The organism is Agrobacterium vitis (assembly GCF_014926405.1).
Classification (GTDB): domain Bacteria; phylum Pseudomonadota; class Alphaproteobacteria; order Rhizobiales; family Rhizobiaceae; genus Allorhizobium; species Allorhizobium vitis_H.
The window spans coordinates 1,676,293-1,699,845 of sequence record NZ_JACXXJ020000005.1; the positions used below are offsets into that span (position 1 = coordinate 1,676,293).

Genomic DNA, 23,553 nt, shown 5'->3' on the forward strand with positions numbered 1-23,553 from the left:
CTTGAATATCTACTGTTTTTAAGAACACCTATAGCCCTATGGGCGCGAAAGGTCTCGGAATGGCATTTTCCATTCGCGTTGATAAACTCATCCAGGCTCCGATCAGTCGCGTCTATAAAGCGTTTCTTGACGAGCAGGCTGTTGTACAATGGATGCAGAGGAAGGACTTTACCTGCCAACCGCTTCATTTCGATGGACGCGAAGGTGGCGGTTACAGGATTCGTTTTAGCAGCACCACGTCAGATTTAAGTTACGTGATGATTGGCGAATTCGATGAATTGGTCCTCAATGAGCGCATTCGCTACACAGAAAGAATGGATGACCCGTTCTGGACTGCGCGGGTCGAGACCGTCATCCAGTTGAAACCGACAGCAAGAGGAACGGACCTGTCAATCGTTCAATCCGGTATTCCGGATACGGTATCGCAAGAGGGAGTCCGACTGGCCTGGGACGAATGTCTGCGACAGCTTGCCTGCCTGGTCGAACAATTGACTGAGAGCCTCCACGCGCGAACGCGATAATTTAATTTCTGGCTATTTCCGTAACAAACGTCAGCCTGCCGCCACGCGCAGGCCAAAACCCTGCATCAGTCGATGGGTAGAAAATACCGGCTGGCCTGACGTGAAGACCGCGAAATCGTAGTCGTCCGAATGCGCGCCCTCGTCCACAACAGGCACCAGACGCCGCGCCTGGCGGGCGATGGCTTCCGCAGGGTCAAGCCAATCCACCGGCCAGGGAGCCAGTTTGCGGAAGACGTTGGCAAGAAACGGATAATGGGTACAGGCGAGCACGACGATATCGGTCTTCGCGCCTTGTTTTTCGATGAAACACGGCGCGATCTCGGCATTCAGCACTGCCTCTTCCACCGGCTCACCGCGAATATAGGCTTCAGCCAGCCGGGCTAGATGTTGAGAGCCGACAAGGTTGACCTCGCACTGGCTGGCAAAGGACTGGATCAGATCGCGGGTATAGGCGCGCTTGACGGTGCCAGGGGTTGCCAGCACGGAAATCAGGCCGGACCGGCTACGCTCTGCAGCAGGCTTGATGGCGGGCACGGTGCCGATGAAGCGCATGCCGGGAAAGGCTTCGCGCAGCGCGGCACCGGCCAGCGTGAAGGCCGTGCTACATGCAACGATCACCGCCTCAGGATCATATTGCGCCAGAAGAGAGGCAAACAAGGAGACGATCCGCGCTTTGAGCGGCTCCTCCTCCCAATTACCATAGGGGAAACCAGCGTCGTCGGCGATATAGATAAAGCCACGCTCCGGCATCAGCACCCGGGCTTCACGCAAGACAGTCAAGCCGCCAATACCGGAATCAAAGACCAGAATCGGCTTTAGTTTAGTCCTGATCTCGTTCATGCCCGCTACCATCAGCTTCGTCCCTCTCAATGCCGTCCACTGCGTCGCCCTCCAAAGGCGCTCCAGCGCCGCGCGGATTGCGGCGGGAGAAGCGGTCGAGTGACGAGACCACGCCACGCATGACATTGATTTCCGGTGAAGTGAAACCACGTCGCGTCAGCACAGCGCGCAGATTGTCGATCATTCGTGCTTTTTTATGGATCGGGCGGAAATATCCCCTTGCATCAAGCGCATCCTCCATATGCTCGAACAGGCCGATGACTTCCTCCTTGCTGGCAGGCAATTGGTCGACGCCCTGAAACGGCGTCTGGGTGACATCTTCCATGGTGGATTTCATCCACTCATAGGACATCAGCAGCACAGCCTGAGCGATATTCAGCGACGCAAAAGCAGGATTGACCGGAAAGGTGACAATTTCATCGGCCAGGGCCACATCCTCATTCTTCAGGCCGGATTTTTCCCGCCCGAAAAGAATCCCGGTTTTTTCACCAGCCAGAAACCGGGTTCGCAAAGTTGAGGCCGCCGTCACCGGCGAGGCCACAGGCTTGAAATTGTCCCGTTGGCGAGCCGTGGTCGCATAGACGAAATTCAGATCGGCCAGTGCTTCTTCCAGCGTATCGTAAAGCTTGGCACCATCGATGACATGATCGGCCTTGGATGCGGCGGACCGGGCTTTTTCCGAGGGCCAGCCGTCGCGCGGATTGACCAGGCGCAGTTCCGCCAGCCCGAAATTCGCCATGGCACGGGCCACCATGCCGATATTTTCGCCCAATTGCGGTTCCACCAGAATAATCGCCGGTCCCTCGGCGATAAGCTCCCGCTCGCTGTTTGTGCCTGCCATGGCGCCTTTCCTGCAATTATTCACTTAACCCTGCAAATTTACGCCTGCATGGGCATAAACAGCCCAAAATGCAAGAGGCGGAAGGCAAAGCGCGCTCAAGCTAAAATGAAGTCCACACGCGGCTTCCTGTTTGCCTTGGCTTGCGAGAATGCTATAGGCAACTCCGGTCATATGGACAGAGACGCGGTCGAATTAAAGCCGCCCTATCGATGAGGAAGACTTATGCAAAAGATCAAGGTTGCCAACCCGGTCGTCGATCTCGACGGCGATGAAATGACCCGTATCATCTGGCAGTTCATCAAGGAAAAGCTGATCCTTCCCTATCTCGATCTCGAGATTGAATACTACGACCTCTCGGTAGAAAACCGCGATGCAACCAATGACCAGGTGACGATCGATTCCGCCCACGCGATCAAAAAGCACGGCGTCGGCATCAAATGCGCCACCATCACACCAGACGAAGCCCGCGTGAAGGAATTCAACCTGAAGGAAATGTGGAAAAGCCCGAACGGCACGATCCGCAACATCCTCGGCGGCGTTATTTTCCGCGAGCCGATCATCTGCAAAAACGTTCCCCGCCTCGTCCCCGGCTGGACCCAGCCAATCGTCGTCGGTCGTCACGCCTTCGGCGACCAGTATAAGGCAACCGACTTCAAATTCCCCGGCAAGGGCAAGCTGACCATCAAGTTCGTCGGCGAAGACGGCCAGGTGATCGAGAAGGACGTGTTCGACGCACCGTCCGCCGGTGTGGCCATGGCCATGTACAACCTGGATGATTCGATTCGTGATTTCGCCCGTGCTTCGATGAACTACGGTCTGATGCGCAAATGGCCGGTCTATCTGTCGACCAAGAACACCATTTTGAAGGCCTATGACGGTCGCTTCAAGGATATTTTCGAGGAAGTCTACCAGGCCGAATTCAAGGCTCAGTTCGACGCCGCCGGCATTACCTATGAGCATCGCCTGATCGACGACATGGTTGCCTCTGCGCTGAAATGGTCCGGCGGCTATATCTGGGCCTGCAAGAACTATGACGGCGACGTCCAGTCGGACACGGTTGCGCAGGGCTTCGGCTCGCTCGGCCTGATGACCTCGGTTCTGCTGTCGCCGGATGGCCGCACGGTCGAAGCCGAAGCCGCGCACGGCACCGTGACCCGTCACTATCGCCAGCATCAGAAGGGCCAGGAAACCTCGACCAATTCCATCGCCTCGATCTTTGCCTGGACCCGTGGGCTCGCGCACCGCGCCAAGCTGGACGACAATGCCGAGCTGGCCAAGTTCGCCCTCACCCTTGAGAAGGTCTGCGTTGACACTGTCGAAGCCGGCTACATGACCAAGGATCTGGCGCTGCTGATTGGTCCCGACCAGCCGTGGCTGTCGACCACCGCTTTCCTCGACAAGGTCGATGAAAACCTCCGGGCTGCAATGGCTGCCTGAGCCGTCAGATGTTTTGCAAAACCCGGCCATCGCGCCGGGTTTTCGCGTTATAGGGAGAGCCATTGAAAATGACTTTCCGTATTTTATTGTCGAATATCTTAAGCCTTTCACACATTTGGGATATTCGAAATTCTTGTCAGGCGAAGATCCGTGAGCGTCTTTGCGCCTTCGTATTCTATGATTTTATGGGGAAGAGAGTACCATGACCGAGCAAGTCGTTTTATACACCAATCCCATGTCCAGAGGACGCATCGTTCGCTGGATGCTGGAGGAGATCGGCCAACCCTATCAGACCGAACTGGTCGCCTATGGTCCCGCGATGAAGGCGGCTGACTACACCACCATCAACCCGCTGGGCAAGGTTCCGGCTATCCGCCACGGCAAAACGGTGGTGACGGAAACGCCAGCCATTCTGGCCTATCTGGCCGATGCCTTTCCTGAAGCGGGCCTTGCCCCAGATCTTGGCAACCGCGGCAGCTATTATCGCTGGCTGTTCTTCACTGCCGGTCCGGTGGAAGCCGCCGTCATCGGTCAGGCTTGTGGCTTCGCCGTCCCCGATGAGCGCCGCGGCATGGTTGGCTATGGCAGTATCGATACCATGATGGATGTGGTTGCTTCGGCAATTTCCGCGAGCCCGTATATCGCTGGCGAAAGCTTTAGCGCCGCCGATCTCTATCTTGCATCGCATCTGTCGTTCTCACTGAGAGTCAACAGCGTGCCATCACGTCCGGTCTTTACCGATTACATTGCCCGGATGACCGATCGCGATGCCTGCCGCCGTGCGAGCGAAATCGACGCCGAAGCCCAGGCAGCAGCCACCGCATGACCGTGAGTTTCAGATCCGATTGAACACATCGGACCTCTGATGAAAAAGAATTTGCCAAGCGCCCTCAAAGATGGCGCTTGGCATTCCCCTTACCAGCAATTTTCAACACATCACGATAGTTCAGGTACCGCCGCTGGTTTTCCACCGGTAAGCGCGATGACGGTCGCCATCCCCTCGTCCAGTTTCTGCGCCACGGCTTCCTCCGCAGCGCTCAAAACACAACGATCCCTTCCCTGATCCTTGGCACGATAAAGCGCTGCATCCGCCCGGAGAGACACCGCATCAAGATCCGCGCCAGCTTTGACCACCTCATGCATGCCGATACTGATGGTCATGGTGATTGTCGCGTCACGCCAGGGTGTGGTGAGCCGGGCAACGGATTGCCGCAACTCATCGCAAAAGGACAGCGCTTCACCACCTGTCATTTGCGGCATGAACAAAGCAAACTCTTCCCCGCCAAGCCGGCCAAAGACCATGTTTCCATCGAGTTGCTCGATCATCGTTTTCCCGAAGGCACACAAGGCTGCGTCCCCTCCTGCATGTCCATGCGCATCATTAATGTATTTGAAATGATCAAGATCGATCAGCGCCAGCACACCGGCACTCTTGAGCATTTGTGACTGGACGCGCTCATAGAAAGCGCGGCGATTGAGAACACCGGTCAGCATGTCGATCTCGGAGGCATGCTTATACTGCATGAGGCTTCGATGGCTGCTGAGCGCAAAAATGCCAATCCCCAACCCGAGGCTGTTGACATATAAAATAAAGGTAACAACCGGAACCCATGGCGTTTGGGCAACGCCACCAATCTCGGTCACCGGCCAGATCATCACCAGCGGAATGCGCATCAACATGACGAAGCCGTAGGACAGCAGCATGAAGATAATGACGAGGCGAACTGGAAAATGGTCACGCTTCCAGCCGGACCAAATCGAAGCGACCAAAGCGCTGAGCTGCGTAACAGTCAAAATTGTGTAGAGGACGATTCTGTAATCCGGATTGGCGGAAAAAATCTTCACTCCAAAATAGCATAGGAGCCAAATCGCGGTTATTGCGACCACAAACCACCGGGAACGGGAAAATCCATCGAAGATCCGAAACCCAACCCAAACCAGCCCAGACCCCAAAAGCACCAGCGCTCCACCAACGCCGATACCAAGAGATTCAGGAACGATACCGCGCAAAGCCTGCAAGCATGTACCGATTGAAACACACCAAAAACCGATACTCCACATACCCAACTGGTTGGATTTACGGTCGAAAAACCAACTGATGCTCATCAGGACAGAATTCAAGGTCCATCCGACCAGGAGGCAGATCATCAGCGTTGGAATATTGAAGAGTAAAACCAAGAGATGTTAACCCAAAATACGGTTGCCTTGTCACGCCCCACCCCTGCGGAGAAGAAATATTTCTGCACCCAGTGACCTTAAATAATATTTACAATTATCACCCGTCGCTCACTAAAATTCCATTAGCCACTGATATTATATCAAATTTCTCTCATGTAGAGAGAATTCGACTTAAAAATCGACAATAAAACTAGAAAATAAACTAAATTATGGATCAGTTATTCTATCTATTGGTTTATTATTAAAAATAATCACCCGTTGATTGCTCTTCTTTTCTCAACAGAAGACGCAAGCAACATTAAGAAAAACCACCCATACGTGCAATGTCAGTCACGTAAAATCTCGACCTAAACGGACGACTGCATGATTTAAAAGCATGAAGGCATCGCGCATGTGAAAATGCGCGATGCCTTCATAACAAAACCGCTATCGGCTTGGAAAGGGGACAGCTGGCTCCCGGTCCGATGTTTTCATTTATCTTAGCGGCATTTGAAGTGGATGGAATCCGAACCGGCAACGGCTTGATCGTAATGAGCAACCAGGGGATAGGGGCAGTAAAGATAGCGCCCCGGCGTCAGTGCTGACGCCTCCTTGTTGTCCTTGGTGATCCCTGCTGATACCGGACCGGGTGCCGCGCCCTTTTCCACCCAGGCGACAAGCGGTGTGAAGAAATCAAAATCGTCGTATGAGGGGCCACCCGCCCCGTGTGGCATGCCGGGAATACGGTAGAATTTGACGAAATCACCCGCCTTGCGACCGTTATTACTGTCGAGTTTGCGATACCATTTGACCGTATCGAGCACTGAAAATACCGGATCGGCATTGCCATGAAAAACAATCATCTTATGGCCCGCCGCTTTAAATGCCTTCAAATGCGGATTGGCGCTATCGGGCGGAATCATGAAGTCTGCGGCAGATTCCGTGAACGGGCCTGATTTTGCAAAAATCTTCGGCGCATCCCGGTCGAAATCAAAGTCGAGCAAAAACTTTTGCAGATCCTCCGGCGTTCCATTAACCGGCACGGGCGGCGTGGTGAAGATCTGAGCCAGCGAACCAGCCCCCATCACAGCAATGATCGGTTTGCCGCCCCAAGCGGCAACAGGACTCTGCAATTTCCAAAGACGCCAATTGGCAGACCCCATGCCCGGGTCCCAATCCCAATTGCTGTACAGCGCATGGCCCTTGCTGTTTTTCGGGCCCGCATGGCTGGCACGAAGAGCGGCGATCTGGTCCTGGCTAAGACAATCCTGCTGTTTTTCAGCCTTGCAGGCCAGGGAGGCGAGATTGAAACGGCTCTGGCAGGCATCCGCATTGCCGACAACCCCATCGACCCGACCATCCAAGGCATCGCAGGCGGAAAGGATGCCCTTGGCGAGAACCGCCATATCGGCGGGAGAAAAGGCTTTGGCGATATCCTGATCGACCTTGGCCCAGGACTGCACGTCCCAGGCATGCTGAAGAGCAGCCTTGGGCAAATTGAAACCAGGATAGCCGACCAGCAGACCATCAAATTGCTCCGGCAGCCTTGTGGCGGCCATCAGCGCATGGCGGCCACCATTCGAGCCACCGATGCCGTAGCGAAAGGCAATCTTTTGTCCATAATACTGTTCCACCAGCCGCATGGCCAAGGGGTTGAGCTTGGCGACCGCACTGTAGCCATAATCCTGGCGGGCGACCGGGTCGAAGCCAAAAGCAGCTGAACCGGCAAGTCCCTTGTCGGAAAAGGCCGCCTCGTCATGACCAGCATCGCTGGAGACCACCGCGTAACCACGGCCGAGCGCATTGTCCGCCTTGTTGCCGCCAAGCAACGGACCGGTGGCGGCCAAAACCTTGCCGTCATTGCCTCCGTTGAACTGATGGACGAAACGGCCGTTCCAATCGTCCGGAAGCCGCATTTCGAAGTGGATGGCATAGGCTCTGCCGTCAATACCCTGGTGAGCCGCCAACTCCCCCTGGATCAGGCAATGGCTGCGCGGCATCTCGGCATTGCCAGAAACGGATTTTGCCTCAGTTATGGTCAATTCTGGCGGATGCCCGCCGCTATTGCTGATATCGCCGCATGTGCCGGCGGCATAGGCGCCCGATGCATACATAAATGATGGAAAAATCAGAGCCGTAAACACGGCACTCCGCACAGCAAATATTGACATGAATTCCTCCCAGAATATGCCGGGCAAGGTAATCCCGTCAGCGGGCCCCCGTCAATATTGGTAGGCAAGACAAACCATTTTCTTTTATCCTTGCCGCGCTCACACTCTTGACGCAAGGCGCTACGGATCGCAGATAAGCGGCATGAAGGCATCGCAAGCAGAAATTTTGATCGTTCCCGGCTATACCAATTCCGGGCCGGACCATTGGCAAAGCCGTTGGGAGGGCAAATTGTCCACCGCGCGCCGCGTCGAGCAGGCCGAATGGGCAAAGCCTGTCCGGGAAGATTGGGTCAAGCGGCTGGTGGAAGAGGTCAACCGTGCCGAAAAACCGGTCGTGCTGGTGGGCCACTCGCTGGGTGTGCCAACGATCGTGCATGCCGTGCCGCATTTCCAACGCAAGGTGGCCGGTGCCTTTCTCGTGGCACCGCCGGACGTGGCCAATTCGGCAATCCGGCCCCGCCACTTGATGACGTTCGGCCCCTATCCCCGTACGCCCCTGCCTTTTCCCACATTGATCGTCGCCAGCCGCAACGATCCGTTTGGCACCTATGACCATGCCGAGGATATTGCAAAGGCTTGGGGAGGACTTGTCGTCGATGCAGGCGAGGCAGGCCATCTCAATGCCGAGTCCGGTCATGGTCCCTGGCCGGAAGGCACCATGGTGTTTGCTCAGTTTCTCAGCAAACTTTCCGCCGAGGACTGACTTATCCATGGCTTTCTACGGCCATGGATTTCGTGGTTCGGCACCGCTGTGCTAAAGATAATATCCTGGGCTGCTGTGACGGATCGCGATTCTCCCTGGCCGATAATATCTGCATTGGGGATTGTTCGGGAGGAAGCAGGCAGTCAGTAGGGACGCACCCGAACAAGGGCGCGACCAGAAAAACAAGGAAGGGGCAAGAGCCGGATTGTGAAAAGCCGCGTTTTCCTTTATGGACCGCCTCAACCAGTGACACAGAGCGTCCCTTGTGCGACGCCAACAATAGAGACAAACCGTCATGAACCGTCGCCGCCGTATTTACGAAGGCAAGGCCAAGATCCTGTACGAGGGTCCTGAGCCGGGCACGCTGATCCAGTTTTTCAAGGATGATGCAACAGCCTTCAACAAGAAAAAGCATGATGTTATCGACGGCAAAGGCGTGTTGAACAATCGCATCTGCGAATATGTCTACACGCATCTGAACAAGATCGGCATTCCCACCCACTTCATCCGTCGCCTCAACATGCGTGAGCAGCTGATCAAGGAAGTGGAAATCATCCCGCTGGAAATCGTTGTGCGCAATGTCGCCGCCGGTTCCCTGTCCAAGCGTCTCGGCATCGAGGAAGGCGTGGTTCTGCCGCGCTCCATCATCGAATTCTATTACAAGTCCGATGCGCTGGAAGATCCGATCGTCTCGGAAGAGCATATCACCGCGTTTGGCTGGGCCAATCCGGCTGAGCTGGACGATATCATGGCGCTGGCCATCCGCGTCAATGACTTCCTTTCCGGGCTTTTCCTCGGTATCGGCATTCAGCTGGTCGATTTCAAGATCGAATGCGGCCGCCTCTACGAAGGTGACATGATGCGCATCGTTTTGGCCGACGAGATTTCGCCCGACAGCTGCCGCCTTTGGGACGTCGAAACCCACGAGAAACTGGACAAGGACCGCTTCCGCCACGATATGGGCGGGCTGCTGGAAGCCTATCAGGAAGTGGCGCGCCGTCTCGGCATCATCAATGAAAACGAACCCGTTCGCGGCACCGGCCCGGTTCTGGTCAAGTAGTTCTGGAGACACACTCGTGATTAAGGCTCGCGTCACCGTTACGTTGAAAAACGGCGTTCTGGACCCGCAAGGCAAGGCTATCGAAGGAGCGCTCGGCGCGCTCGGCTTCGGTGGCGTCAACCATGTCCGCCAGGGCAAGGTTTTCGACCTGTCGCTCGATACCGCCGACAAGTCTGCGGCAGAAGCAGAATTGAAAGCCATGTGCGAAAAGCTGCTGGCCAATACCGTGATCGAAAATTACGCGATCTCGATCGATTGAGCGAACTGTTCCCGGCGACGGGGACGGCAAAGCCGGAATGCGTTTAATCTAACGCAGGATAGGTTAGAGTTTGTCAGGGAACAGTGAAAACCGGTTTTCCGAACAGACAAACGACATCAAGAAGATCTGGAAGCCGCCTGGTTGAAACATCAACCCGGCAGCGTCTGGAACAGACAGTCAAGTGGGAGCCGACGCCATGAAATCAGCCGTTGTTCAATTGCCCGGCCTGAACCGTGACCGCGATATGATCGCGGCTCTGACCAAGATTTCCGGCACTGCACCCATTACCATCTGGCAGACGGAAACCGAAATCCCGGATGTCGACCTGATCGTCATTCCCGGCGGCTTTTCCTATGGCGACTATCTGCGTTGCGGTGCCATTGCGGCGCGCATGCCCGTCATGCAGGCCATCAAGGCCAAGGCGGATCAGGGTGTCAAGGTTCTCGGCGTCTGCAACGGTTTCCAGATTCTGCTGGAAGCAGGCATGCTGCCAGGCGCATTGATGCGCAATGCATCGTTGAAATTTGTCTGCCGCGAAGTGAAGCTGGAAGTCGTCAATGACGATACGGATTTTTCCCGCGCTTATGCCGCAGGGCAGATCATCCGTTGCCCGGTCGCCCATCACGACGGCAATTATTTTGCCGATGCCGAGACGCTGCAATCCATCGAAGGCAATGGCCAGGTGGTGTTTCGCTATGCTGAAGGCACCAACCCGAACGGCTCGCTCAACAATATTGCCGGTGTTATCAACGCCAAGGGCAATGTGCTGGGAATGATGCCGCATCCGGAAAACCTGATCGAAGCCGCCCATGGCGGCAATGATGGGCGTGGTCTGTTTGCGTCCGCTCTCGACGTCGTCGCCGCAGCCTGAGACCGGTTGTTGACCTGAATTACAAATCGGACTCGGATTCACTCATGCGCAAGCCATTTTTTATGATCGCCCTTGCGGGTCTCGCCATGCTGGGTGCTTGCAAGCCGACACCGCCTGCTGCCGTGAAGCCACAAAGCGCCCTTGACGTGATGGAGCGGGTGATGGTCAGCGCCTCATCCTGTTGGTTCAAGTCCGGAGATCCGGCTTTCAAAGCCTATCGCATGGATGCCGAGTTGACCTCCTATTCAGGCCAGCCGCGCATTCTCTTGGTGCGCAAGGGCAGCGGCGACATCCGTCCCCTGCTGGTGGTCATGGCGCAAGGCACGCCCGCCAGGCTTCAGGCCTTCGGCCCTGTCATGAACGAGCCCCTGTCCGGCCGTATTTCTGCCGACGTCAAGCGCTGGGCAAACGGATCGTCAGCCTGCCGTTAATGTTTCGATGAAACGCTGAACCGCGCGACAGCGCCTCGGCCACGCGGCGATAAATGCCCAGCGTGGCGATTTTGACACTGCGTTTGCTTGGAAAAATTGGCAAATTAAACCTCGGCGAATCATCGGGATTCGAGCGAGGAATTTGAATAACAATGATTGCGCTGTCTTCGATAAGAGCATCAGCCTTGGCTGGCCTTTTGCTGTTTACCATTACCAACCAATCCGCATTTGCTGACGACACTATTTTCGACGAATTGCGTTTCGGGGCCGTCACCTCAATCCAGGGCCATGAACATGGTGGCGCCGGTGAAGTCACCATGTTGTTCGACCCATTCTCCCGCGATTCCGCCTCCGGTTTCCTTGACAGCCTCGCACGGCCAAGGGTTCATGTCGGCGGAGAAATCGGTGGCGACAGCCTCAACAATCAGATCTATGCCGGTTTCAGTTGGACGACCGACATCTTCTCCTCCAAAGCCTTTATCGAAGCAGGCTTTGGCGGCGTGATCCATGATGGCGCCATTGATGAGCAACACCGCAACGGCCCTGATCTTGGCTGCCGCGTGCTGTTTCGGGAATATGCAGCGCTCGGCTACCGCATCAACAAGACCTGGAGCATCATGGGGCAGATCGAGCACGCTTCAAACGCCGATCTCTGCGATCCGAATGATGGGATGACCCGGGCGGGCGTGATGGTCGGTTATAAATTCTGACGATCATGCTCAATGATCGGCTGGACTAGAGCATGGGGAACTTGATCGGCGCATGATGATGCGGCGGCAAAAGTTCAGCTGTCCAGTGAAGATAAATAGACTTACGCATTTCCAAGCGGGCTTCGTCACGCGATATGCCGATATCGCGTAACAGACACGCATCCAGATCCGTAAGGTCCTTTCGGGTCCGGCGCATAACCTGCCACCGCTTCAGACGTCCCCTCACCGTCCCGATATTTTTCAAGAGCCGCCATACAGGACCACGCAAACCACTGCCGTGATGATTGCTCGACTGGGCATTGCCAGCAACATCCGCGTCCCGCAAGATAATTGTATCTATTGTCACCATCACCATTATCCTGAAATCTTGTAATCTTTGATTGCGTCACTTGTTATCCGTGCATTTATAGATACAATCGTACTATTGAAGGTGACAATAAGGATAATTGTCATGGTAACACATTGGCTCCCCGACCTTTCGACAGCAGAGGGTCCGCTTTATATCAGGATTGCGGATCGGGCAGAGGCGGATATCAAGACCGGGAGGTTGTCGTCCGGCGCAAAGCTGCCGCCGCAGCGGGATCTTGCCTTTGATTTGAAGGTAACAATCGGGACAATTACCCGAGCCTATGCGCTATTGCGGGAACGTGGGCTGGTGACGGGTGAAGTCGGGCGCGGCACTTACGTCCAGTCAAGCCTGGCCGAGAGCGAAACCGATAGTCATCGCGACCCGGTTACCCTCACCTATGGCGGCACGCGAACGCTGTCGCCGCCGCCGGGCAAGCTGCGTTTTGACACCACCGCTGCCATCGATGTCGGCCAGGCGGACATTATCGGCCGTTTGATGACAGATATTGCCCGCGATCAACCGGACGAGATCGCCAGCTACACCCGGACCCTGCTACCGGACTGGCTGGAAGCGGGCCGCCGCTGGCTATCGAATGGCGACTGGAGCCCAGAGGCTGCCAATATCGTTCCACAGATGGGTGTACATGCCGGAGTGAATGCGGTGATCGCCGCGATCAGCGGCACGGGTGACCGGATCGTTTGCGAACACCTGACCTATTCACAGATTGCCCGTAGCGCCTCGCTGATGGGTCGCCAGATTGCGTTGGTGGATTCAGACCATGACGGCATCATGCCGGAGGACTTTGAACGGGTCTGCGCACGCGAGCACCCAAAGGCAGCCTTCATCATGTCATCGGGCCAAAATCCGACGCTATCCTGCCTGCCCCTGTCACGGCGGCTGGAGATCGTAGAAATAGCCCGCCGTTATAATGTCTGGCTGATCGAGGATTACATTTATGGGGCGCTGGTGGGCGATGGCATTCCGCTGCTGGCCCAACTGGCGCCAGACCGGACATTTCTGCTCAACAGCCTGTCGAAATCCGTCGCAGCTGGAGTGCGCGGCGGCTGGGTAGCCTGCCCTGACCATATGAGCCAACGCGTCCGCGTCACCCAGAAAATGGTCTGCGGCGGCCTGCCCTTCCTGCTGGCGGAACTGTCGGCACGTCTGGTTCTGTCGGGGGCTGCGGATGATATTCGCGGGCGGGTGCTGGAAGAGCTTTCGGCTCGGGAACAGATTGTCCGGCAGTTGTTCGAAGGCTACGAATTCCGCTCGCATCCACGCCTGCCGTATTTCTGGCTGAAATTGCCGGAACCATGGCTCTCCGGCACATTCAAGCAGGCCGCACTGGACCAGGGCGTGTTGATCGACGATGAGGACGAGTTCAAACCGGCCCGTTCATCGCGGGTCTTCCACCATATCCGCGCCGGCTTCAGCGAAGGGCGGGATCGAAGCATCGCCGAAGGTGGCCTGATCACGCTCAGGCGGATCCTCGACCAGATCCCGGTCGGCAGCAACGCCGTCATGTGACGGCGTCGCCTACAGAGATCAGATCGTCGTCAGCGTCCAGTTGACGATATCGCCGCTAACCTTGGCGAAAGCCTGCGAGAGAGCGTTGACAAGCGCCTGATTATCGCCGCCACGGGCGGGAACGCTGGCGGAAAACACCTTCTGGGAAATCACACTGCCATTGCGGTCATTGAGCAGCTTGACGGAAATCTCGACATTGGCCCGGCGAATACCGCCGGCCTCGACTTCGAACGTCCTGATATCGGACAGCAATTGATAATCGATTGCCAAGCCCTGCCCCGGCTTGCCGACGCCGCCAAGCTTACCGGTATTTTCGAAAGCCTCGACCAGTTTTGACTGCACCATGCGCGGCAGCTTGTCGCTCCATTGCGACTTGGCAAGATATTGCATTTCCGTGCCGGAAACGCGCACCACGATCATGTCGCTGTCGAGCACTTTCAGCGCGGTCGGATCGGCAACCAGAACCTGCCGTTTCTGAGCAGATTGGGTCGTGGTGGCGGCACGGATACTGGCCAGATCATATGTGTCATTCGGCGACGTGCCGCAGCCCGCCAGCATCACGCCGAGAATGGACAGGGCACAAGCGGCGCGCAACACCGCCATTGGACGCAGAACCGCTAAAGAATACCCCATCATCTGTCCCTTTTTCACGGAAAAACCTGTCACCGTCTTGTCCGCCCATCATATTGCTTGACGTTGTCGCCACCGAAGATCAGCCGTTGCGGATCGCGGTCAAAATTGCTGATCGTGTCATCCAGGTTCTTCACGGTGCTGCGCGTATCGTTGACCAGCGTCTGAATGTCCTTCAGGCCGGAAGACGAGAATTTCGACAGGTTGTCGGCAATCGGGCCGATCTTCTGGTTGAGATTGTCAGCCACGGCGCGAATGGACTGGAGCGTGCGCTTGGCCTCAGCCGAAAGCGAATTGGTATCGTCGGAGCCCAGCAGCGCATCGACCTTGGCCAGAATACCATCAACCCTGGTCGAGGCGTTGTTCAACCGGTTGGAAAGCTGGGTAAAGTCACTGATGGCCTGGTCGATATCCGGTTTACGATCCTTGAAGGTCTCGGTCACCGATTGGACATTGGCAGCAGCACTGCGGGCGTCGGTAACGGCCACGGAAACATCATCCACGACACGCGAGACCTTCTGCGTATCAATCGCGGCAATCAGCGCGTTGACCTGTCCTAGCGTTCCCTCGGCCTTCACGCCGAAATCGTTGAAGGTCTTTGCCGTCGCCGAAAAATTGTCGACGGCGACACCGACTTTGTCGGAGGCATCGGCAATCTTGCCGGTAAAGGTTTCGGCATTGGTCAGGATCTGGTTGACCTTGTTGCGGTCCACTGCCTTCAGCAGGTCTTCGGCTGCGGCAAGTGTCGAATCAAGCCGTCCGGACAGACCGGTGATCGTATCCGAGAGCGCGCTGACGCTCTTCAGGAAAGTGTCGATACCATCGGCATTGTCGGCCAGAGCCTTGGAAAAAGTTTCAGCGTTGCGCATCGTATTCGTCAACGGCCCGCGCGCATCGGCAACGAAACCCTGAACATTGGCGATAGCGTCATCGGCGCGCTTCATGATCTTGTCAGCCGTCGCCAGAAGATTGGTCAGGCTGGACTGATCGGCCACCAGGACCGCCGTCTTGCCGGTTTCCTGGGCTTTCTTCAGCAAATCGTCGCCACCAACGCCACCCGACATTTCGACATAGGCCGCACCGGTCAGGCCCTGAACCTCAAGCGCCGCCTTGGTATTGGAGCGAATGGGCGCATCCTGTTGCACCTGTGTCTCAGCGATGGAAAAGGCCGGATCATCACGATCGATGCTCAAGGAAACGACCGAGCCGATCTGGATGCCGTTGAAACGCACCGGAGAGCCGACGCTCAGACCATTGGCGGAGCCAGGGATGCGGATGGTCAGTGGTGACATTGGACCACCACGGCCATATTCGGCCATCCAGTAGACAAAACCAAATGCCGCAAGGATCACAAGAAGCGTGAACAAGCCGACGATGGTGTAATTTGCTTTGGTTTCCATAGGATCTCAATCAATCGTGCCGGCAATCGCGCGGGTGCCGCGCATTTCCTGATGTTTGGGAATGGAGCGCGCCCGTTTGCCCCGGAAATAGGATTTGACCCAGTCATCGTCGCAGGCGAGCATATCCGTTAACGGTCCTTCAACCAAGACTCGTTTCTGTCCGAGCACAGCGATGCGATCGCAGACCGAAAACAGGCTGTCGAGGTCATGGGTCACCATATAGACGGTCAGCCCCAGCGTATCGCGCAGACGGGCAATCAAATCATCGAACTCGGCAGCGCCAATTGGGTCGAGGCCGGAGGTCGGTTCATCGAGAAACACCAGGTCCGGGTCAAGCGCCAGCGCACGCGCCAAAGCCGCCCGCTTGATCATGCCGCCGGATAATTCCGAGGGGTATTTGTCCCCGGCATCCGCAGAAAGGCCAACCATCTGGATTTTCAGATAGGCCAGTTCATCCATCAGCACTTGCGGAAGCTTCAGATATTCCCGCATCGGCAATTGGATGTTTTCCTTGACCGTCAGGGCGGAAAACAAGGCGCCATGCTGGAACAGCACACCAAGACGTGTATCGAGATTGGAACGCTCGGCAGCGCTGACAGCATCGTAGTCTGCGCCCAGAATATGGATCTGACCGGCCTGGCGCGGCAAAAGCCTCAACACCGTGCGCATCAGCACCGATTTCCCCGCACCCGAAGCCCCGACAAAACCGAGAATTTCGCCGCGATAGACATCGAGATCGAGATTGTCCAGCACCAGTTTTTCACCGAAACCAACAGTCAGACCACGCACGGACAGCACCGCTTCGCGCCCTTCCTTGAGCGGCGGCACTTCCTGTGTCGGGTGATTGTCTCTGTCTTGATTGTTCAGGTCTTGATGTTCCACGGCGGCCCCTTAAAAATTGATCGCTGCGTAGAATACGGCAAACAGCCCATCCATGAGGATGACGACGAAGATCGATTTCACCACCGATGCCGTGACGTGCTGGCCAAGCGACTCGGCGCTGCCGCCAACCTTCATGCCCTCCACCGCCGCGACGATGCCGATCACCACAGCCATGAACGGCGCCTTGATCAGGCCAGCGGCGAAGGTGGCGTAATCCACGGCGTCATGCAGACGGGTCACGAAGACCTGAAAGGTAATGCCGGAATAGGCAAAAGACACGACCGCAGCACCGTAAAGTGCCGCAAAATTGGCGATAACCGTCAGAAGCGGCAGTGCAATGACCAGAGCGACGATACGCGGCAACACCAGAACGCCGATCGGATTGAGGCCGATAACCTTCAACGCATCCACTTCCTCGCGCATCTTCATCGAGCCGATTTCAGCGGTGATGGCGCTGCCTGAACGGCCAGCGATCATGATGGCGGTCAACAGAACGCCAATCTCGCGCAATTGCAGAATGCCAACCAGGTCGACCACGAAGACTTCGGCGCCGAAATAGCGAAGCTGGAATGCGCCCTGCTGGGCGATGATCGCCCCGATCAGGAAGGACATCAGCAGGATGATCGGCACCGCCCGCAGGCCCATATGGTCTAGCTGATTGACGATGGAAGCAATGGACGCCCGCCCGCCGCGTCTTTCCTTGGATTGCGTGCCACGCACCGCCGAGCCGAGCACATAGCTCATGGCTAACACGTCTTCGAACAAGCTGACGCTCATCTTGCCAACCGGCTCTAACACCCGCTGGAAGAAGGGACGACGATCCACGACCTTTTCTGGCAAAGGCGGCTGTTCGGGCAGCGCGGAAATCAGCTCCCGCATCGCGTCGCTGCCACCGACAATCTGCACATCGCCGTGCTTGGCGGCGGCCAGTTCGATGCGGCGGATAATCCATGCGCCCGATGTATCGAGACTTGAAATGCCGGTAATGTCGATCTCGACATGGCCGTTCAGCGTTTCGCGCATTTCCAGCAGTTTTGGAATCACGGTATCAACCGTGGTATTGCGCCACGAACCACTCAGGCGAAGCCGCTGCCCGGCCTCCCCTTCCAGCTGTTCGGCATCGACCGTGGCATTGTCCATCTGACCGGAACTCAAAACGTATACACTTTCAAAGCCATCACTCAGAGAGTGGGCAAGCCGCCATCGGCTTGATGCTGACGACTATATATCGTTCCCGCGCGACAATTCCACTGATCTTTGCGGGAAAAGTGTCGATCAACCTATGGGCAACACTTCGGTCCACAGGCTTTTGTCACCTATAACCATTTTAGGCGTTGCAGCGTGCCGCCTGCGTTTCTGTTCCAGCGGGGTTTTCCACCGGAAAGATGCGAATCGGCTCCGGCGGACCCAGCAGGCGCGGTTGATCAGCGGCATTATAGCGCGTACCCCATTCGATCAATTCAAAATGACCGTCATGATGTTCGGCCACCGCAGTGCAGCTTTCCACCCAATCACCGGTATTGATGTAATGGATACCGCCGACATCCTCCATGACAGCATGATGGATATGGCCACAGATCACACCATGCACGTCGTTGCGGCGCGCTTCGTCAGCAACGACTTTCTGGAATTCTCCGATAAAATTGACCGCATGCTTGACCTGTAGCTTGGCCCAGGCAGAAAATGACCAATAGGGCATGCCCATCCGGCGGCGGACAGCCGCCAGAACCACGTTGATGGCAATCGCCATGTCATAAGCCCAGTCACCCATATAGGCGAGCAGGCGCGCATTGCGCACCACCACATCGAACTGGTCGCCATGCAGAACCAGATAGCGCTTGTTATCCGCCGTCTCGTGAATCATCTGGTCCAGCACTTCGATTCCCCCAAAATGGGTTCCGGGAAAACCCCGGAGGAATTCGTCGTGATTTCCGGGGATATAGACAATTCTTGTCCCCTTGCGCGCCTTGCGCAGCAATTTCTGCACCACATCATTACAGCCTTGAGGCCAATACCAGCTGCGTTTCAACCGCCAGCCGTCGACGATATCGCCAACCAGAACGATGGTGTCGGCATCGTAAACACGCAGGAAATCCAGCAAAAAATCAGTTTTTGCGGCCTTAGAGCCGAGATGCACATCCGAAATGAAGAGGGTTCTCACATGTCGCGTTTCGGTTTCGTCGCTCACGGGAATGGTCCTTTACGATCAGCTTTGGCATGCTCTCAAAATCAGACTCGTGTTTCAGGATGATGACACGGGCAACACACCGATGGGCTGCAATTGCCATGCCCCCCAGAAATATGTTCTGGTCCGTGGAACGATTTGTTGTAAGAGATGGGAAGAGATGAACGATGAAGCGGCAAGAAGCATGACCGACGACAAAACCAAGACGAATTCGCCCGCCTCTGGCGATCTGGACGAACAGGCTCTGTTCTACCATTTGCATCCCCGCCCCGGCAAATTAGAGATCCAGGCAACTAAGCCGCTGGGCAACCAGCGCGATCTGGCGCTTGCCTATTCTCCGGGTGTTGCCGCCCCCTGCCTTGCGATTCGCGATAATCCACAAGCCGCTGACGATTACACGGCCCGCGCCAATCTGGTCGCGGTGATTTCCAACGGCACCGCCGTCCTCGGCCTCGGCAATATCGGCCCTCTGGCCTCAAAGCCGGTCATGGAAGGCAAAGCCGTCCTGTTCAAAAAATTCGCCGGTATCGATGTGTTTGACATCGAGGTCGACGCCATGACTGTCGATGCCATGGTCTCCACCGTCGCATCGCTGGAACCAACCTTCGGTGGCATCAACCTTGAGGATATCAAGGCCCCGGAATGCTTTGAGATCGAGCAACAATTGCGCGACCGGATGAATATTCCGGTGTTTCATGACGACCAGCATGGCACCGCGATCATCGTCGCCGCAGCCATTCTGAACGGCCTTGAACTGGCCGGTAAAACCATCGGCGACGTCAAGATCGTCGCGTCAGGCGCAGGCGCTGCGGCTCTTGCCTGCCTCAACCTTCTGGTTGCACTTGGCGCGAAACGTGAAAACATCTGGGTTCATGACATTGAGGGCCTGGTCTACAAGGGCCGTAACGAGCTGATGGACCCATGGAAAGAGGTCTATGCCCAGGAAAGCGACAAGCGGGTGCTTGCCGAAAGCATCGGCGGTGCAGATGTATTTCTCGGCCTGTCCGCTGCGGGCGTTCTGAAGCCGGAACTGCTGGAACAGATGGCGCCAAGCCCGCTGATCATGGCTCTGGCCAATCCGAAGCCCGAAATTATGCCGGAACTGGCGCGCACCGCCCGTCCCGACGCGATGATCTGCACCGGCCGGTCGGACTATCCCAACCAGGTCAATAACGTTCTCTGCTTTCCTTATATCTTCCGGGGCGCTCTGGATTGCGGCGCGACCACGATCAACGAAGAGATGAAGATGGCCGCTGTCAAGGCCATCGCAGCACTCGCCCGCGAGGAAGTCTCTGAAGTCGCAGCCAAGGCCTATACCGGCGATTCACCGACTTTCGGACCTGAATATCTGATCCCCTCGCCTTTTGACCCACGCCTCATCCTGCGCATTGCGCCCGCCGTGGCAAAAGCCGCCGAAGAGAGTGGCGTCGCCCGCAGGCCGATTGCCGATTACGACAGCTATCTCGATACTCTGAGCCGTTTCGTGTTCCGCTCCGGCTTCATCATGAAGCCGATCTTTGCCAATGCAAAAGCGGCTGTGAAAAAGCGGGTGATCTTTGCCGAAGGCGAGGATGAACGGGTGTTGCGCGCTGCCCAGGTGCTGCTGGAAGACGGAATTGGTGAACCGATCCTGATCGGTCGTCCGCAGATTATCGAAACGCGCCTGAAACGCTTTGGCCTGCGCATCCGGCCCGGCATCGATTTTGCCATCGTCAATCCGGAAGACGATCCACGCTACCGAGACTATGTGGACGATTATGTAGCGCTGGTTGGACGGTCCGGTATCAATCCCGAAGCCGCAAGAACCATCGTGCGCACCAATACCACCGTGATCGGCGCGCTATCGTTGAAGCGCGGCGAAGCCGATGCGCTGATCTGTGGCGTTGAAGGCCGGTTTGACAGGCATGTTCACGATGTCGGTCAAATTCTCGGCAAAAAGCCGAATGTCCGGGACTTTTCCGGTCTCAGCCTGCTGATTTCCCAGCGTGGTGCGGTTTTCATGACCGATACATTCGTGACCGAAAATCCAACGGCGGAAGAAGTGGCGGAAATGACCATTCTGGCCGCCCAGGCCATTCGCCAGTTCGGCATCACGCCGAAAGCCGCACTTCTGTCTCATTCCAATTTCGGCTCGCGCAATTGCGAAAGCGCCCGCAAGATGCGCGCAGCGCTTGAGATCCTGCGCAAGGAAGCGCCTGAGTTGGAAGTCGATGGTGAAATGCAGGGCGGTTCGGCCCTGTCGGAGACTTTGCGTCGGCGCGCCATTCCCAACAGCACGCTGTCGGGCGATGCAAACCTGCTGGTTTTCCCCAACCTCGATTCCGCCAATATTTCGCTGGGTCTCGTTCGCACCTTTACCGATGCTTTGCATGTCGGCCCAATCCTTCTGGGAGCCGCCCAGCCAGCGCATGTTCTGTCGACGTCCGTGACCTCACGTGGCGTTGTCAATATGGCCGCTCTTGCCGTGGTGGAAGCCAACCAGCAGGTCTGACCCCCACTTTGGGTCTTTCGTATTCTGTAATCACCCAGGTTCATTCCGATCCTGGGTGATTTTTTTTGCCTGCTTGCGTTTCCTTTCAGGAAGACCGGCTCCCATTTTTCCTGGCAAACGTCATGCCGAGCCGGGCGAAGATGATATTCTCGGACACCATCTGTTTATTATCCTCTCAATCGCGCTGGTCCTCTCATGCACTGGTTTCCCTTGCTCTGTTTCCTTGGAAACGGAGTTGTCGGTGTTCGAACCGGACACAGTTGTCTTCGCAAAACATAAAATCGCAGACCGGAAACCTTATTCGACACATGGACATTTGCCCTCAAAGGTAGAAAATAAACCCTTAGAAATTGCGGGGCTTTCATGTTTGACGATAACATTTATTTCAATTTGCTCGATTGGCTGGAGACCGCCACCAGCGCGAAATGGACCGATTTCCTGAATCGCCTGCAAACCAGCTACAACCTGTCCGGCTGTCTTTACATGGACGCTTCCATCACCTCGGCTGGCGCTCAGGTCTATCGATACGGGCATACATTCGATCAGCAGGCAAAAGACCCTATCCTCATGCTTGATGCGCCTGTTTTGCGTAACGTCTTGTCACAGCTGAGCCGGGCCATGGAACCGGTCGATATGCATGACCTCGCGCAATTGAGCGAAGAGGGCCTTCTGTTGCGCAGCAAGCTGCGCGATCTGCCGTTGCCGAGGCAAGCCGTCAGCTATCCGCTGCTTTCGGTCGATGGACGCGGCGCAATTCTCGCTATTGCAAGCAATACATGTGAGGAGGAGTGGCGACGCTTTCGCCGCTGCCATGACCGCGACGTTCACCTTCTGGCGGGGAAATTCCACGCAGGCCTGGTCAAACGCTGCGATGGTGCTCGGATCGGAGGAGTACCCAGCCTGACCCGACGGGAACAGGAAACTCTGCGGTGGACGGCTGCGGGCAAAAGCTATTGGGAAACTGCCGTGATCCTTGGCATCTCGGAACGGACCGTGCGGTATTTCATGGCCAATGCCCGCACCAAACTCGACGCCGTCTCCAACACTCAAGCGGTGGCAAAGGCCTTGCAACGCGGTCTGATCCCACCGGAAGCACCACTATAACCCTCCACCGCCCTCCATAGCTTATTTTCGCCAGACATCTCCGCAGTTGGGTGATCCGCACTATCATTGATAGATGGCGGTCCGTATTGCTTTTGCAAAAAATTCATGCGGCGTATGTGTTTTAGATATTTTCAATACCCTCAAGACGGGGAGTGCTCCTCATCTTCGATACCTTGGTATGATATGGTGAATCGGAGCAGTTTAACGGTCAATTCTTGTCAGTTAAACTGTCGCTACCGTCAGTTTTATTGGGATTTTTTTACACTCATATTGTGTCACCTTCCAATTAAGGAGACACGCATGCTCAAAATTCTGAACAGCCGACATAAGCAGACGCAACAGGCGGCATTGGCAGACATGTTTCGCCTGCGAAAAAAAGTATTTCATGATCTTTTGAAATGGGATGTCGTTGTACAGGGCGATTTCGAGATGGATCACTATGATGATGCCAATCCGATTTACGTTTTATCTTATGACGACAGGACAGGCCGGTTGCGCGGCTCGCTCCGCCTGCTGCCGACGCTTGGCCCGAATATGCTGGATGATACCTTTCCCATCTTATTGGACGGAAAGCCGGCCATTCGTGACATTTCCATGTGGGAATCGAGCCGGTTCTGCATTGATCCGGAAATTTCCCTGGACCGATCTTCCAACCAGGTCAGCATTGCCGCAGCCGAGCTGATGTGTGGTGTTGGTGAACTGGGCCTTGCATCGGGGCTTACGCATATCGTCACCGTGACAGATGTGTTTTTGGAGCGGATGTTTCGCCGCATGGGCTGCCCCGGTGAACGAATTGGCGCGCCGCATAAGATCGGCTCGGTTCATGCCGTGGCAATTGCCTGGGAGATCGATACCGGCATGCTCGATGCCATGAAAAACATTGCTGCCATCACCGGACGCCTGCTCGATACACCCATGTCACTGGAACAGGCACGCGCCGCCTGACGTGGCGTCTCATATACGAAGAGCCGCCGACAATGGCTG

Annotated in this window: 23 protein-coding genes; 13 read left to right on the plus strand and 10 right to left on the minus strand. The window is 56.1% G+C overall.

What is annotated here, in order from left to right:
- Nucleotides 1-59 precede the first annotated feature (59 nt).
- The gene (locus tag IEI95_RS19035) at nucleotides 60-521 is read left to right on the plus strand and encodes an SRPBCC family protein (RefSeq protein WP_041697873.1); all 462 of its coding nucleotides are present in this window, start codon (nucleotides 60-62) and stop codon (nucleotides 519-521) included.
- A gap of 30 nt (nucleotides 522-551) precedes the next feature.
- Here the strand turns inward: IEI95_RS19035 and murI are convergent, their stop codons facing one another.
- Together murI and IEI95_RS19045 are read right to left on the minus strand one after the other, a co-directional pair.
- Nucleotides 552-1,361, minus strand: coding sequence for a glutamate racemase (murI, locus tag IEI95_RS19040; protein ID WP_071204459.1), 810 nt, complete (start codon nucleotides 1,359-1,361; stop codon nucleotides 552-554).
- The gene (locus IEI95_RS19045) at nucleotides 1,342-2,202 is read right to left on the minus strand and encodes an RNA methyltransferase (protein WP_015915794.1); all 861 of its coding nucleotides are present in this window, start codon (nucleotides 2,200-2,202) and stop codon (nucleotides 1,342-1,344) included. Before IEI95_RS19045 ends, murI begins: the two co-directional genes overlap by 20 nt.
- A 222-nt stretch (nucleotides 2,203-2,424) precedes the next feature.
- Between IEI95_RS19045 and IEI95_RS19050 the strand changes: the two genes are divergently transcribed.
- Both IEI95_RS19050 and IEI95_RS19055 read left to right on the plus strand, forming a co-directional pair.
- Nucleotides 2,425-3,639 (plus strand): NADP-dependent isocitrate dehydrogenase, encoded by a 1,215-nt coding sequence (locus tag IEI95_RS19050; RefSeq protein WP_015915793.1) that lies wholly within the window; start codon nucleotides 2,425-2,427, stop codon nucleotides 3,637-3,639.
- A 202-nt stretch (nucleotides 3,640-3,841) separates the two neighbouring features.
- Nucleotides 3,842-4,465 (plus strand): glutathione S-transferase family protein, encoded by a 624-nt coding sequence (locus tag IEI95_RS19055; RefSeq protein ID WP_156533228.1) that lies wholly within the window; start codon nucleotides 3,842-3,844, stop codon nucleotides 4,463-4,465.
- A gap of 110 nt (nucleotides 4,466-4,575) precedes the next feature.
- Here IEI95_RS19055 and IEI95_RS19060 read toward each other — a convergent pair whose 3' ends face one another.
- The gene (locus tag IEI95_RS19060) at nucleotides 4,576-5,484 is read right to left on the minus strand and encodes a GGDEF domain-containing protein (RefSeq protein WP_194416909.1); all 909 of its coding nucleotides are present in this window, start codon (nucleotides 5,482-5,484) and stop codon (nucleotides 4,576-4,578) included.
- 812 nt (nucleotides 5,485-6,296) lie between these two features.
- Complete coding sequence (locus IEI95_RS19065; RefSeq protein ID WP_156533230.1) at nucleotides 6,297-7,967, minus strand: tannase/feruloyl esterase family alpha/beta hydrolase; 1,671 nt, start codon at nucleotides 7,965-7,967, stop codon at nucleotides 6,297-6,299.
- A gap of 76 nt (nucleotides 7,968-8,043) precedes the next feature.
- Between IEI95_RS19065 and IEI95_RS19070 the strand changes: the two genes are divergently transcribed.
- From IEI95_RS19070 to IEI95_RS19095, 6 genes are all read left to right on the plus strand, one after another.
- Nucleotides 8,044-8,670 (plus strand): RBBP9/YdeN family alpha/beta hydrolase, encoded by a 627-nt coding sequence (locus IEI95_RS19070; protein WP_139191398.1) that lies wholly within the window; start codon nucleotides 8,044-8,046, stop codon nucleotides 8,668-8,670.
- 295 nt (nucleotides 8,671-8,965) lie between these two features.
- On the plus strand, nucleotides 8,966-9,730 hold the full coding sequence (gene purC / locus IEI95_RS19075) for a phosphoribosylaminoimidazolesuccinocarboxamide synthase (RefSeq protein ID WP_015915788.1): 765 nt from the start codon (nucleotides 8,966-8,968) through the stop codon (nucleotides 9,728-9,730).
- 16 nt (nucleotides 9,731-9,746) lie between these two features.
- A complete protein-coding gene (gene purS, locus IEI95_RS19080; RefSeq protein WP_194416910.1) occupies nucleotides 9,747-9,989 on the plus strand; it encodes a phosphoribosylformylglycinamidine synthase subunit PurS in 243 nt (80 codons plus the stop codon).
- Between the two features lie 196 nt (nucleotides 9,990-10,185).
- Complete coding sequence (gene purQ, locus IEI95_RS19085) at nucleotides 10,186-10,860, plus strand: phosphoribosylformylglycinamidine synthase subunit PurQ (RefSeq protein ID WP_156533231.1); 675 nt, start codon at nucleotides 10,186-10,188, stop codon at nucleotides 10,858-10,860.
- 44 nt (nucleotides 10,861-10,904) lie between these two features.
- Entirely contained in the window at nucleotides 10,905-11,291 is a 387-nt protein-coding gene (locus IEI95_RS19090; RefSeq protein ID WP_234891009.1) for a hypothetical protein, read from the plus strand.
- A 152-nt stretch (nucleotides 11,292-11,443) separates the two neighbouring features.
- Nucleotides 11,444-12,001 (plus strand): acyloxyacyl hydrolase, encoded by a 558-nt coding sequence (locus IEI95_RS19095; protein ID WP_156533232.1) that lies wholly within the window; start codon nucleotides 11,444-11,446, stop codon nucleotides 11,999-12,001.
- 25 nt (nucleotides 12,002-12,026) lie between these two features.
- On the opposite strand, the gene IEI95_RS19100 is transcribed toward IEI95_RS19095, so the two are convergent.
- Nucleotides 12,027-12,350: a DUF1127 domain-containing protein gene (locus IEI95_RS19100; protein ID WP_194416911.1), complete on the minus strand. Its 324-nt coding sequence runs from the start codon at nucleotides 12,348-12,350 to the stop codon at nucleotides 12,027-12,029.
- A gap of 102 nt (nucleotides 12,351-12,452) precedes the next feature.
- On the opposite strand from IEI95_RS19100, the gene IEI95_RS19105 reads away from it, so the two are divergent.
- Nucleotides 12,453-13,877, plus strand: coding sequence for an aminotransferase-like domain-containing protein (locus IEI95_RS19105; protein ID WP_156533234.1), 1,425 nt, complete (start codon nucleotides 12,453-12,455; stop codon nucleotides 13,875-13,877).
- 18 nt (nucleotides 13,878-13,895) lie between these two features.
- On the opposite strand, the gene IEI95_RS19110 is transcribed toward IEI95_RS19105, so the two are convergent.
- From IEI95_RS19110 to IEI95_RS19130, 5 genes are all read right to left on the minus strand, one after another.
- Entirely contained in the window at nucleotides 13,896-14,510 is a 615-nt protein-coding gene (locus IEI95_RS19110) for an ABC-type transport auxiliary lipoprotein family protein (RefSeq protein WP_015915782.1), read from the minus strand.
- A gap of 29 nt (nucleotides 14,511-14,539) precedes the next feature.
- On the minus strand, nucleotides 14,540-15,907 hold the full coding sequence (locus IEI95_RS19115; protein ID WP_015915781.1) for an MlaD family protein: 1,368 nt from the start codon (nucleotides 15,905-15,907) through the stop codon (nucleotides 14,540-14,542).
- Between the two features lie 6 nt (nucleotides 15,908-15,913).
- Complete coding sequence (locus IEI95_RS19120) at nucleotides 15,914-16,774, minus strand: ABC transporter ATP-binding protein (RefSeq protein ID WP_015915780.1); 861 nt, start codon at nucleotides 16,772-16,774, stop codon at nucleotides 15,914-15,916.
- 24 nt (nucleotides 16,775-16,798) lie between these two features.
- Nucleotides 16,799-17,929 carry an ABC transporter permease gene (locus tag IEI95_RS19125; protein WP_156533235.1) on the minus strand — a complete coding sequence of 377 codons (1,131 nt, stop codon included), beginning with the start codon at nucleotides 17,927-17,929 and terminating at the stop codon, nucleotides 16,799-16,801.
- A gap of 187 nt (nucleotides 17,930-18,116) precedes the next feature.
- The gene (locus IEI95_RS19130) at nucleotides 18,117-18,977 is read right to left on the minus strand and encodes a UDP-2,3-diacylglucosamine diphosphatase (protein ID WP_015915778.1); all 861 of its coding nucleotides are present in this window, start codon (nucleotides 18,975-18,977) and stop codon (nucleotides 18,117-18,119) included.
- A gap of 181 nt (nucleotides 18,978-19,158) precedes the next feature.
- On the opposite strand from IEI95_RS19130, the gene IEI95_RS19135 reads away from it, so the two are divergent.
- The 3 genes from IEI95_RS19135 (at nucleotide 19,159) to IEI95_RS19145 (ending at nucleotide 23,514) form a co-directional block, all read left to right on the plus strand.
- On the plus strand, nucleotides 19,159-21,465 hold the full coding sequence (locus IEI95_RS19135) for an NADP-dependent malic enzyme (protein ID WP_156533236.1): 2,307 nt from the start codon (nucleotides 19,159-19,161) through the stop codon (nucleotides 21,463-21,465).
- 363 nt (nucleotides 21,466-21,828) lie between these two features.
- Nucleotides 21,829-22,569, plus strand: a complete 741-nt coding sequence (locus tag IEI95_RS19140; protein WP_194416912.1) for a helix-turn-helix transcriptional regulator — start codon at nucleotides 21,829-21,831, stop codon at nucleotides 22,567-22,569.
- Nucleotides 22,570-22,869: 300 nt separating this feature from the next.
- Nucleotides 22,870-23,514 carry an acyl-homoserine-lactone synthase gene (locus IEI95_RS19145; protein ID WP_156533238.1) on the plus strand — a complete coding sequence of 215 codons (645 nt, stop codon included), beginning with the start codon at nucleotides 22,870-22,872 and terminating at the stop codon, nucleotides 23,512-23,514.
- Nucleotides 23,515-23,553: the final 39 nt, after the last annotated feature.